The following is a 12,998-nucleotide window of genomic DNA, read 5'->3' on the forward strand; positions in this document are numbered from 1 at the left end:
TGAACCGAATGCAATGCATTCGGTTTTTTTTTACTCATCTTTACGCAAATTCAAATAATTTGTGCTACCCACCTGAAACTATAACGACTATTAATTAAATCCTCGCGTACTATTTTTAGCCTCAAAAATTGAATGGTTGATTTAATTTCTTGTTTATTCGTGCTATTTTTTCGCGAAATTGTCAATTATTTGTACAATATTGATCCGAACGTACAGATTTAACGCGGTTCGTTTGTTTTGCGCAACGCGTCGAAAAAGTCAGCATATGCGAGAGAGTGAGGCTGGAAATTCGATTATTACGCTTTATACTGCCCTACTCGCCTGCAGCGCAGCCATAACGGATTAAACACATCAATGAGTCAGTCTGATATCACAACCGCGAACAAGTTCTCCCTGCTTCCGGGCAGCATTACGCGTTTCTTTCTTCTACTGATCGTTGTGCTGTTAGTGACCATGGGCGTGATGGTGCAGAGCGCCGTGAATACCTGGCTCAAAGACCGCAGCTACCAGATTGTCGATATCAGCCACGCGCTGCATAAACGCATCGACACCTGGCGCTATGCCACCTGGCAGATCTACGACAACATCGCGGCGACCCCAACCACCTCCTCTGCGGAAGGGCTGCAGGAGACGCGCCTGAAACAGGACGTCTACTATCTGGAAAAAACGCGACGCAAAACCGAGGCCCTGATCTTCGGTTCCCACGACAGCGCCACGCTGGAGATGACCCAGCGGATGTCAACTTACCTGGATACGCTGTGGGGCGCGGAGACGGTTCCCTGGTCGATGTACTATCTCAACGGTCAGGACAACAGCATGATCCTGATCTCCACCCTGCCGCTTAAGGATCTCTCTTCCGGGTTTAAAGAGTCTACGGTGGGTAACATTGTCGATTCCCGCCGCGCGGAGATGCTGCAGCAGGCTAACGCCCTGGACGAGCGCGAAAGTTTCTCCTCCCTGCGCCGGCTGGCCTGGCAAAATGGCCACTACTTTACTCTGCGTACCACCTTCAATCAGCCAGGCCATCTGGCGACGGTGGTGGCCTTCGATCTGCCGATCAACGATCTGATCCCACCGGATATGCCGCTCGACAGCTTCCGTCTGGAGCAGGACAACACGGTTCAAAACCTGCGCGCGCCAACGGATAAAGAGAGCCCGGACAGCGTCTCTATCTCCTTTAATGGCTCGAAAATCGAGATAGCTTCAACCCTGAACACCACCGGCATGCGCCTGGTCTGGCAGGTGCCTTTCGGGACGCTGCTGCTTGATACCCTGCAAAATATTCTGTTGCCGCTGCTGCTTAATATCGGTCTGCTGGCGTTGGCGCTGTTCGGTTACAGCACATTCCGCTCGCAGCCGGGTCGCCAGAGTGATGTCCCCGTTGCGTCCGGCACCAGCAACGAGCTGCGCGTCCTGCGCGCGCTGAATGAAGAGATAGTCTCCGTGCTGCCGCTCGGCCTGCTGGTGCACGATCAGGAAGCCAACCGGACGGTGATCAGTAACAAAATTGCCGACCACCTGCTGCCGCACCTGAATCTGCAGAACATCACCAGCATGGCGGATCAGCACCAGGGGGTGATTCAGGCCACCATTAATAACGAACTGTACGAGATCCGTCAGTTCCGCAGCCAGGTGGCGTCGCGCACGCAGATTTTCATTATTCGCGATCAGGATCGCGAGGTGCTGGTCAATAAAAAGCTCAAGCAGGCGCAAAGGCTGTACGAGAAAAACCAGCAAGGTCGCGCGGCGTTTATGCAGAATATCGGCGAGGCGTTCAAACTGCCGCTGAAGGCGCTGGCCAGCGAAGCCGCCCATTTATCCAGCCCGGAGAGCCTGCAGCTGTCGTCTCATGCCGACACGCTGGTGCGGCTGGTGGATGAGATCCAGCTGGCCAATATGCTGGAAAATGACACCTGGAAGGGCAATGCGTCGCTGTTCTCGATTCAGGATCTGATCGATGAAGTGGTGCCGGAAGTGCTGCCGGTGATCAAGCGCAAAGGGCTGCAGCTGCTGATTAACAACCCGCTGCGCGCGAATGATGAACGTCATGGCGACCGTGACGCCCTGCGCCGCATTCTGCTGATGCTGATCCAGTACGCGGTCACCACCACCCAGATCGGCAAGATTACTCTCGAAGTGAGCAGCGATGAGTCGGCCGACGACCGCCTCACCTTCCGTATCCTGGATACCGGCGAGGGGGTCACGGCCAGTGAAATCGACAATCTGCACTTCCCGTTCCTCAACGAGACCCAGCACGACAACTATGGCAAAGCCAACGCCCTCACCTTCTGGCTCTGCGATCAGCTGGCGCGCAAGCTGGGCGGCCATCTGAATATCAAAGCGCGTGAATCTCTGGGCACCCGCTACTCTCTGCACGTGAAAATGCCAGCCACGCCGCAGGAAGCAGAGGAAGATGAACGCCTGCTGGATGACGTGGTGATCATGGTGGACGTGACCTCAAACGAGATCCGCAATATCGTGGTTCGTCAGCTGGAAAACTGGGGCGCAAGCTGTATTTCCCCGGACGAAAGGCTGGCAAGTCAAGAATATGATCTCTTTTTAACGGATAATCCGTCTAATCTTACTGCCTCGGGCTTGCTTTTAAGCGATGATGAGCCAGGCGTGCGAAAAATTGGCCCCGGCCAGGTGCGCGTCAACTTTAATATGAGCAATGCTATGCAGGAAGCTGTACTACAACTAATAGAAGAGCAGCTGTCGCAGGAAACGATCCCGGAATCCCCACTGGGCGGCAACGGAAATGCTGAACTTCATGCCAGCGGATATTATTCGCTCTTTGTAGACACAGTACCAGATGATGTTAAGAGGTTGTATACTGAGTCGGCCGCGAACGACTTCGCGGCGCTGGCTCAAACAGCACACCGGCTCAAAGGGGTGTTTGCCATGCTTAATCTGGTTCCAGGCAAGCAATTATGTGAAACGCTGGAACATCTTATTCGTGAGAAAGATGCCGCCAGCATAGAAAAATACATCAGCGACATTGACGCCTACGTCAAAAGCTTGCTGTAGCAAGGTAGCCCTATACATGAACAATATGAACGTAATTATTGCCGATGACCATCCGATTGTACTGTTCGGTATTCGCAAATCACTTGAACAGATCGAGTGGGTGAATGTAGTCGGTGAATTTGAAGACTCCACAGCACTGATTAATAACCTGCCTAAGCTTGATGCGCACGTGCTCATCACCGACCTTTCCATGCCTGGAGATAAGTACGGTGACGGGATTACGCTGATCAAATACATCAAGCGCCATTTCCCAAGCATTTCGATTATCGTGCTGACCATGAACAATAACCCGGCGATTTTAAGTGCCGTTCTGGATCTCGATATTGAAGGGATTGTCCTGAAACAGGGCGCACCAACCGATCTGCCTAAGGCGCTTGCCGCGCTGCAGAAAGGGAAGAAATTCACCCCGGAAAGCGTCTCTCGCCTGCTGGAAAAAATCAGCGCTGGCGGTTACGGCGACAAACGCCTGTCGCCAAAAGAGAGCGAAGTATTGCGTCTGTTTGCTGAAGGTTTCCTGGTAACCGAAATCGCCAAGAAGCTGAACCGCAGCATCAAGACCATCAGTAGCCAGAAAAAATCTGCAATGATGAAGCTGGGCGTTGAGAACGATATCGCCCTGCTGAACTACCTCTCTTCCGTCACGCTGAGTCCTGCGGATAAAGAGTAATCGGTGAAATGCCGGGTGGCGCTTTGCTTACCCGGCCTACAATGCCCGTAGGCCCGCGCAAGCGAAGCGCCGCCGGGCAAAAAAAGCCCATAAATGGGCTTTTTTTATCCCCGCGTTTTCCTCACCCGCTCGGCATACACCGACAGCGTCTGTTTCAGCACGTCCAGCGTTACCGGCTTGGACAGACAGCTGTCCATTCCCGATTCCAGACAACGCTGCTTCTCCTCTGCCAGCGCATTGGCGGTGACGCCCACCACCGGCAGCGTCAGGCCGAGCTGGCGGATGCGCTGGGTCAAACGATAGCCGTCCATGTTCGGCATGTTTACGTCGCTCAGGACGATGTCGATATGGTTTTTGCTCAGCACGTTCAGGGCATCCACGCCGTCATTGGCGGTTTTACACTGATAGCCCAGCGAGCCCAGCTGGTCGGCCAGCAGACGGCGGTTAATCGGATGGTCATCCACCACGAGGATCATCATGTCCTCATTCAGGGACTGCTCCGACTCTGGCGACGGCAGCGATGTGCTACCGCCTGCGCTGTCCATCTCAACACGGTAGATGCGCGCCAGCAGGGCAATCAGCTCATGCGGCGCTGCCACGCTGTTCACCCACTCGCCGTGGGCACGCTCCAGGGCGATACCGATATGGCGACGGCAGAAGATCACCGCGGCTTTGCCCTGCCACGGCTGCGTCAGCTCATCGTCAGTCAGGAGCATATCGTCCGCGTCCGGGGTTTGCCCGGCATAGCGCGCCACCCGGATGCCGTGCGACGTCAGCAGTGACTCAAGATAGGCATGCAGCGAGGCGTTATTAACCGCCAGCCAGCAGCGTTTATCGCTTAATCCCTCAATCGGCATGTTAGCCGGAGACTGTGCGGCATAGAGCGGAATACGGATAGTGAACTGGCTGCCCATGCCCGGCTCGGTATCCACCGAGATATCGCCGTCCATCATGCTGATCAGTTTTTCACAGATCGCCAGCCCCAGCCCGGTGCCCTGGAAGTTGCGCTGAACGCCGGTTCCCACCTGGAAGAAGGGATCGAAAAGCTTAACCACCTCTTTCGCCGGGATGCCCACCCCGGTGTCACGCACGCGGATGCTCAGGTAGTCCCCTGCCCGGCTGACGTGCATCACAATGCAGCCCATATCGGTAAACTTGATGGCGTTGCTGAGCAGGTTGGAGATCACCTGCTGCAGGCGCATCGGATCGCCCTCAAGCGATAGCGGCACGTCCGGCTCGATAAAGCAGTACAGCCCCAGCTGTTTACGCACCACCAGCGGCAGATAGTTGGCGCTGATATGGTTCATCACCTCGCGCGGCGAGAATTCGCGCGGCTCGATTTTCAGCTGTTCGGACTCAATTTTAGAGAAGTCGAGAATATCGCTGATGATTTTCAGCAGCAGGCTGGAGGAGTTATTCATCGCCGTCACCAGACGGTCGACGCCGCGCGGCAGCTCTTTGGTCTGCAGCAGATCGAGGTTACCAATAATCCCGTACAGCGGGGTACGCAGCTCATGGCTGACGGTGGCAAGGAACATCGATTTCGACTGGCTGGCCTGTTCAGCGGACTGGGCCATATCCTGCAGCGACTCTTCCATTTTGACGCGCGCGGAGACATCCACCAGCACGCAGATAGCCACGTTCTCATTGCGGTAGCGCGAGTGGACAAAGCTAATCTGCAGATTGGTGTTGTTGCTGGTCAGCACGTCGACGAAGTTGACCTGCTGTCCGCAGATGATCTGCGTCAGCCGCTGCCGGTCCTCATGGGTGAGCATATTCAGGTAGTTATGCGCCAGCTCGTTACTGAGGATATTGGTCCCGTCGAGGGTGCGCAGAATACAGATCCCCACCGGCGCCGAGGCGACAATTTTGCGGTTGAACTGCTCGTGCTCTTCAAGACGCTGGGCATCGACCTCCGCCGGGATAAAGATTTTGCGCTCATACATGCGCGCAAGGGTAAAGAGCGCAATCCCCACCAGCACGTTCAGCAGTACCGAATTGAGGATCAGCATGCGAATTCGCTCCAGCACCATATCTACCGGCACGGAGTAAACGATGCTCAGGGACGAAGGCGGCAGGCTTTTTTTCAGTACAAGGTCACGAAAACCGGCGCTGTAACCAAACCATGAGCGCTCCTGCATCCAGCGCGGATCGACCTTCAGTCGGGATTCCGGCCCGGCCAGCGAAATCAGGGTGTGGCCATTTTCATCGAGAATGGTAACGCCCATCGGCAGGTTGCCCGGGGTGAAAAAGTTCTCCATTCGGATAGACTGCTCAATGCCGAGCATCGCCTGCAGGCGATTGCCGAGATAGACCGGCGTCAGAGCATAGAAGTAGCCTACCCCTGAACGTGGGCCCTGGCTTATCCAGAAGAGGTTATTGCCGCGCTCGTCCTGCGGCGCGTTACGGTATTTGACAATCCGCTCATGCAGGGTCTTCAGGGCGCTGTCGCGGTCCACCGGCACTTCGCGCAGACCAAAATCGGCCATGCAGAGGTTTTCGCTGCCAATCAGAAAGACCCGGTTAAGGTCGTAGGCTGCCGAGAAGTTATCGCGCCAGTAGCGCATAAACCAGGCCAGCGACTCCAGCGAACCCCGCCATGCGGAGCCCATCGCCGAGCAGTCAGAGTCGGGGAACAGAGGTTCAAAGTTGGGGACATCCGCTTTACTGTCGCGTCCGCGCATAGCCAGAACGCCGTTTTCCGCCGTCAGACGGTTCTCGGCGATGTACTTGAGCTCCTTCATGACGTCCGACGTTCGCTGAATATAGCGCTGGGACTGATCGAAGCTGAGACTAAACTCCTGGCGGATCTCCGCCTCCTTCTGGTGCAACGCATTGACGATGTAAAACACCGAAAACAGTGCGATCAGCACCCAAATCAGGAGCGCCAGCGCCCGAAAAGATAGCGAGAAACTTTCAGCGTGGTTCGAAAGGAGACGAGGTATTTCAAGGGGGCGAGGCTCCGCCGTCAGGATCACAAGGAATGGGTTAAGGTAGCGGTAAATCGCCGCCGTCGCAACGTTCGGTTGTCTGCAATTCAGGGCCGCAGCAAAAGAAAAGGGCCGGAAACCGGCCCTTTATCGTCAGGAGAGATTACTCTTCGGCATCATCTGCCGCATCATCGTCGGTTTCCGCTTCCGGTGCGATTTCATCGTCACCTTCTGCCACGCTACCGTCGATAGAGTCGAGCTCTTCATCATCTACTGGCTCAGCGACACGCTGCAGACCCACCACGTTTTCATCTTCCGCGGTACGGATGAGGATCACGCCCTGGGTGTTACGCCCGACCACGCTGATTTCCGACACGCGGGTACGCACCAGCGTACCGGCATCGGTGATCATCATGATCTGGTCGGCATCGTCGACCTGTACCGCGCCAACAACGGAACCGTTGCGCTCGGTGACTTTGATCGAGATAACGCCCTGGGTGCCACGGGACTTGGTTGGGTATTCGTCCTGCGCGGTACGTTTACCGTAACCGTTCTGGGTGACGGTGAGGATTGCGCCTTCGCCACGTGGAACGATCAGGGAGACCACACTGTCTTCACCCGCCAGCTTGATGCCGCGAACGCCGGTCGCCGTACGACCCATCGCGCGCACCGCGTTCTCTTTAAAGCGCACCACTTTACCGGCGGCAGAGAACAGCATCACTTCGTCAGAGCCTGAAGTCAGATCCACACCAATCAGTTCATCGCCTTCGTTCAGGTTGACGGCAATAATGCCGGCAGAACGTGGGCGGCTGAACTCGGTCAGGGCAGTTTTCTTCACCGTACCGCTGGCGGTCGCCATAAAGACGTTTACGCCTTCAGCGTACTCGCGAACCGGCAGGATCGCGGTGATGCGTTCGTTTTGCTCCAGCGGCAGCAGGTTGACGATTGGACGTCCACGCGCGCCACGGCTCGCTTCCGGCAGCTGATAGACCTTCATCCAGTACAGACGGCCCCGGCTGGAGAAGCAGAGGATGGTGTCGTGGGTGTTGGCCACCAGCAGGCGGTCGATAAAGTCTTCTTCTTTAATACGTGCCGCCGATTTGCCCTTCCCGCCACGACGCTGTGCTTCGTAGTCGGTTAACGGCTGGTACTTCACGTAGCCCTGGTGAGACAGGGTCACAACAACGTCTTCCTGGTTGATCAGGTCTTCGATGTTGATATCCGCAGAGTTAGCGGTGATTTCAGTGCGACGCTCATCGCCGAACTGATCGCGGACCAGCTCCAGCTCTTCACGGATCACTTCCATCAGGCGATCGGCGCTGCCCAGAATGTGCAGCAGTTCAGCGATCTGCTCCAGCAGCTCTTTATACTCGTCGAGCAGTTTTTCGTGCTCAAGGCCGGTCAGTTTCTGCAGACGCAGATCCAGAATCGCCTGTGCCTGCTGTTCGGTCAGCCAGTATTTGCCATCGCGAATACCGTACTGCGGCTCCAGCCACTCAGGACGCGCAGCATCGTCACCGGCACGTTCCAGCATCGAGGAGACGTTGCCCAGATCCCACGGTTTGGCGATCAGGCCCGCTTTCGCTTCGGCAGGCGTTGGCGCACGACGGATCAGTTCGATGATCGGGTCGATGTTCGCCAGCGCGACGGCCAGCGCTTCGAGGATGTGTGCACGATCGCGGGCTTTACGCAGTTCGAAAATGGTACGACGGGTCACCACTTCACGGCGGTGACGCACGAACGCGCTCAGAATGTCTTTCAGGTTCATGATCTTCGGCTGACCATGGTGCAGTGCCACCATGTTGATACCGAAGGAGACCTGAAGCTGAGTCAGGGAGTAGAGGTTGTTCAGAACCACTTCCCCTACCGCGTCGCGTTTGATTTCAATCACGATACGCATGCCGTCTTTATCAGACTCATCACGCAGCGCGCTGATACCTTCAATACGTTTCTCTTTAACCAGCTCGGCAATCTTCTCGATCAGGCGCGCTTTGTTCACCTGATACGGAATTTCGTGGACGATAATGGTCTCACGGCCAGTTTTGGCATCCGCTTCGACTTCGGCGCGGGCACGAATATAGATCTTGCCGCGACCGGTACGGTACGCTTCTTCGATACCGCGACGGCCATTGATAATTGCTGCAGTCGGGAAGTCCGGGCCCGGATGTGTTCCATCAGCCCTTCAATGCTGATGTCTTCATCGTCGATATAGGCCAGGCAGCCGTTGATCACTTCAGTGATGTTGTGCGGTGGAATGTTGGTCGCCATACCTACGGCGATACCGGACGAACCGTTTACCAGCAGGTTAGGGATCTTCGTCGGCATAACGTCAGGAATTTTTTCCGTGCCGTCATAGTTGTCGACAAAATCTACCGTCTCTTTTTCCAGATCGGCCATCAGCTCATGGGCAATCTTCGCCAGGCGGATTTCCGTATAACGCATTGCCGCAGCGGAGTCGCCGTCGATAGAACCGAAGTTACCCTGACCATCAACCAGCATGTAACGCAGCGAGAATGGCTGCGCCATACGGACGATGGTGTCGTACACCGCGGAATCACCATGAGGATGGTATTTACCGATTACGTCACCAACGACACGGGCAGATTTTTTGTACGCTTTATTCCAGTCATTGCCCAATACGTTCATGGCGTATAGTACGCGACGGTGTACCGGCTTAAGTCCATCGCGGACATCCGGCAGCGCTCGGCCAACAATGACCGACATCGCATAATCCAGATAGGAGCTCTTCAGCTCTTCCTCGATGTTAACCGGTGTAATTTCTCTCGCAAGGTCGCTCATCTAACCGCTATCCCTCTACTGTATCCCGGATTCAAAGGTCGGAAATTATAACACACCCGCTTAGGTTTAAACTAATTTGCTTTGTTATCCTGATATACTTCCTCGTCTTTAAATTACGGAGTAAAAGCGTCCATGAATGCGGAAAAATCCCCGGTGGCTCAAAACGTCGACCACGAAGAGATCGCCAAATTTGAAGCCGTGGCCTCACGCTGGTGGGATCTTGAAGGTGAGTTCAAACCGTTGCACCGCATTAACCCCCTGCGCCTGGGCTATATCGCGGAGCGTTCCGGCGGCCTGTTCGGTAAAAAGGTGCTCGATGTGGGCTGCGGCGGCGGCATCCTGGCCGAGAGCATGGCGCGAGAAGGCGCCACGGTAACCGGACTGGATATGGGCTTTGAGCCGCTGCAGGTGGCACGTCTGCACGCGCTGGAAAGCGGTATTCAGGTGGAGTACGTGCAGGAAACGGTGGAAGCCCACGCGGCGGAGCACGCCCAGCAGTATGACGTCGTCACCTGCATGGAGATGCTGGAGCACGTTCCCGACCCGCAATCGGTGGTAAAAGCCTGTGCGGCGCTGGTAAAACCGGGCGGCCAGGTGTTCTTCTCCACCATCAACCGCAACGGCAAGGCGTGGCTGATGGCGGTAGTCGGCGCAGAGTATTTGCTGCGGATGGTGCCAAAAGGCACTCACGACGTGAAAAAATTCATCAAGCCGGCGGAACTGCTGAGCTGGGTCGATGGCACCTGGCTGAAAGAGCAGCACATGACCGGCCTGCACTACAATCCGCTCACCGACAAGTTCAAACTGGCACCCGGCGTGGATGTTAACTATATGTTGCACACAACCGCCAAAAACGACTAACGTCATTCAGATTTCTTATAAAGATTGCGCAGCAAAGGTTGCGCAATCTTGACCATGCGTTGAAGAAATCAGCACTCGATCAAATTTTCGTTTTTTTTTGCTGAATATTGACATCTCGTCCAGGCCTTATGGTTCGTGGACTTAGCCTTTATCACGCTTTGGCAACCTGAATTTAACCTCAAAATCAACTCTTGTGCTGAAAAGAATCCTTACTAGAATACTCACCATCTAGCGTTATCCTTATCGTAAAACCCCTATATATAGTATTTATCCACAGAGGCCTGTGGATAAGCAGGGGATATTTTCATTTTTCACGGACAGGTAAAAACCCACATGAATCAGAGTCTGCTGGTGACAAAGCGCGACGGTGCTACCGAGCGTATCAATCTGGACAAAATCCATCGAGTTCTCGACTGGGCAGCAGAAGGGCTGAATAACGTATCGATTTCTCAGGTTGAACTGCGCTCCCATATCCAGTTCTATGACGGCATTAAAACGTCTGATATCCACGAAACCATTATCAAAGCCGCGGCGGATCTCATCTCCCGTGAAGCACCGGATTATCAGTACCTCGCTGCCCGTCTGGCGATTTTCCACCTGCGTAAAAAAGCCTACGGCCAGTTTGAGCCGCCAGCGCTGTTCGATCATGTGGTGAAGATGGTTGAGCTCGGCAAGTACGACATGCATCTGCTGGAAGACTACACGGAAGAAGAGTTCAGGCAGATGGACGGGTTTATCGATCACTGGCGTGATATGAACTTCTCCTACGCCGCGGTGAAGCAGCTGGAAGGTAAATACCTGGTCCAGAACCGCGTGACCGGCGAAATCTACGAGAGCGCCCAGTTCCTCTACATTCTGGTGGCGGCCTGCCTGTTCTCTAACTACCCGCGTGAAACCCGTCTGGAATACGTGAAGCGTTTCTACGATGCCGTTTCCACCTTTAAAATTTCTCTGCCAACGCCGATCATGTCCGGCGTGCGCACCCCAACCCGCCAGTTCAGCTCCTGCGTGCTGATCGAGTGCGGCGACAGCCTGGATTCCATCAACGCCACCTCCAGCGCCATTGTGAAATACGTTTCCCAGCGTGCCGGTATCGGCATCAACGCCGGTCGTATTCGTGCCCTGGGCAGCCCAATTCGCGGCGGTGAAGCGTTCCACACCGGCTGTATCCCGTTCTACAAACACTTCCAGACCGCGGTGAAATCCTGCTCTCAGGGCGGCGTGCGCGGTGGTGCGGCCACCCTGTTCTACCCGATGTGGCATCTGGAAGTCGAAAGCCTGCTGGTACTGAAAAACAACCGTGGCGTGGAAGGCAACCGCGTGCGCCACATGGACTACGGCGTGCAGATCAACAAGCTGATGTACACCCGTCTGCTGAAAGGCGGTGACATCACCCTGTTCAGCCCGTCCGACGTCCCGGGCCTGTACGACGCCTTCTTCGCCGATCAGGACGAATTCGAGCGTCTGTACGTGCAGTACGAAAACGACGACAGCATCCGTAAGCAGCGCGTGAAAGCGGTTGAGCTGTTCTCGCTGATGATGCAGGAACGTGCCTCTACCGGCCGTATCTACATCCAGAACGTCGACCACTGCAACACCCACAGCCCGTTCGATCCGGTGGTTGCGCCAGTGCGCCAGTCCAACCTGTGTCTGGAGATCGCCCTGCCGACCAAACCGCTGGAAGATGTTAACGACGAAAACGGCGAAATCGCCCTCTGTACGCTCTCCGCGTTTAACCTGGGTGCAATCAACAGCCTCGACGAGCTGGAAGAGCTGGCGGTGCTGGCGGTACGTGCTCTGGATGCGCTGCTGGATTATCAGGATTACCCAATCCCGGCGGCAAAACGCGGTGCGATGGGTCGTCGTACGCTGGGTATTGGCGTGATTAACTACGCTTACTGGCTGGCGAAAAACGGCAAACGCTACTCCGACGGCAGCGCTAACAACCTGACGCACCAGACTTTCGAAACCATTCAGTACTACCTGCTGAAAGCCTCGAACGAGCTGGCCATCGAACAGGGTGCCTGCCCGTGGTTCAACGAAACCACCTACGCCAAAGGCATTCTGCCGATCGACACCTACAAGAAAGACCTGGATGCGATCGCCAATGAGCCGCTGCATCTTGACTGGGAAGCGCTTCGCGAATCCATCAAGACTCACGGCCTGCGTAACTCCACGCTCTCTGCCCTGATGCCGTCCGAGACCTCTTCGCAGATCTCCAACGCTACCAACGGTATTGAGCCGCCGCGCGGTCACGTCAGCATCAAAGCGTCGAAAGACGGGATCCTGCGCCAGGTGGTGCCGGACTACGAGCTGCTGAAAAACAACTACGAGCTGCTGTGGGAGATGCCAAATAACGACGGCTACCTGCAGCTGGTGGGTATCATGCAGAAGTTTATCGACCAGTCGATCTCTGCGAATACCAACTACGATCCGTCACGCTTCCCGTCAGGAAAAGTGCCGATGCAGCAGCTGCTGAAAGACCTGCTCACCGCCTACAAATTTGGCGTGAAAACCCTGTACTATCAAAACACCCGCGACGGTGCGGAAGATGCGCAGGACGATCTGGTCCCATCTATTCAGGATGACGGCTGCGAAAGCGGCGCATGTAAGATTTAATGTTAATGCCGGGTGGCGCTACGCTTACCCGGCCTACGGTTTTGTAGGCCCGGCAAACGCAGTGCCGCCGGGCAATACAATTTCAACAGGACTCA

4 protein-coding genes and 2 pseudogenes are annotated in these 12,998 nt (G+C 55.4%); 4 read left to right on the forward strand and 2 right to left on the reverse strand.

The genetic code is table 11. From position 1 onward, the window contains the following. Nucleotides 1–354: 354 nt before the first annotated feature. Nucleotides 355–3,027, forward strand: a complete 2,673-nt coding sequence (rcsD, locus tag K5I40_RS02995) for a phosphotransferase RcsD (RefSeq protein WP_223073726.1) — start codon at nucleotides 355–357, stop codon at nucleotides 3,025–3,027. Between the two features lie 16 nt (nucleotides 3,028–3,043). Further along, nucleotides 3,044–3,694, forward strand: coding sequence for a response regulator transcription factor RcsB (gene rcsB / locus K5I40_RS03000; protein ID WP_032612710.1), 651 nt, complete (start codon nucleotides 3,044–3,046; stop codon nucleotides 3,692–3,694). A gap of 104 nt (nucleotides 3,695–3,798) precedes the next feature. Here rcsB and rcsC read toward each other — a convergent pair. Both rcsC and gyrA read right to left on the reverse strand, forming a co-directional pair. Next, nucleotides 3,799–6,644: pseudogene (rcsC, locus tag K5I40_RS03005) on the reverse strand (two-component system sensor histidine kinase RcsC). 143 nt (nucleotides 6,645–6,787) lie between these two features. After that, nucleotides 6,788–9,423 (reverse strand): annotated as a pseudogene (gene gyrA, locus K5I40_RS03010) (DNA topoisomerase (ATP-hydrolyzing) subunit A). A gap of 132 nt (nucleotides 9,424–9,555) precedes the next feature. Between gyrA and ubiG the strand changes: the two are divergent. Next, complete coding sequence (gene ubiG, locus K5I40_RS03015; RefSeq protein WP_223073725.1) at nucleotides 9,556–10,284, forward strand: bifunctional 2-polyprenyl-6-hydroxyphenol methylase/3-demethylubiquinol 3-O-methyltransferase UbiG; 729 nt, start codon at nucleotides 9,556–9,558, stop codon at nucleotides 10,282–10,284. A 333-nt stretch (nucleotides 10,285–10,617) separates the two neighbouring features. After that, complete coding sequence (gene nrdA, locus K5I40_RS03020) at nucleotides 10,618–12,903, forward strand: class 1a ribonucleoside-diphosphate reductase subunit alpha (protein ID WP_223073724.1); 2,286 nt, start codon at nucleotides 10,618–10,620, stop codon at nucleotides 12,901–12,903. Nucleotides 12,904–12,998: the final 95 nt, after the last annotated feature.

The sequence above is a fragment of the Leclercia sp. LTM14 genome (assembly GCF_023736175.1).
GTDB lineage: Bacteria > Pseudomonadota > Gammaproteobacteria > Enterobacterales > Enterobacteriaceae > Enterobacter > Enterobacter barmai.